1 protein-coding gene is annotated in these 235 nt (G+C 98.7%); it reads right to left on the bottom strand.

The window, feature by feature from the left end; all coding sequences use genetic code 11:
• Nucleotides 1-235: hypothetical protein (locus ACEN88_RS36250; RefSeq protein ID WP_413347205.1), on the bottom strand; the 235-nt coding region annotated here is incomplete at both ends.

The raw sequence follows: 235 nt of genomic DNA, 5'->3' as shown, positions 1-235 counted from the left end.
GGGGGGGGGGGGGGCGGCCGGCCCCCCGCCCGGGCCCCCCCCCCGGCGGGGGGGCGGGGGCGCCCGCCCCGCCCCCCGGCCGCGCCCCCCCCCCCCCCCCCCCCCCCCCCCCCCCCCCCCCCCGCCCCCCCGGGCCCCCCCCCCCCCCCCCCCCGCGGCCCCCCCCCGGGGGGGGGGGGGGGGGCCGCGGGGGCCCCCCCCCCCCCCCCCCCCCCCCCCCCCCCCCCCCCTGTTC

The organism is Massilia sp. CT11-108, from assembly GCF_047302915.1.
GTDB lineage: Bacteria > Pseudomonadota > Gammaproteobacteria > Burkholderiales > Burkholderiaceae_D > Telluria > Telluria orientalis.
This window is presented reverse-complemented; position numbering and strand designations above follow the sequence as displayed.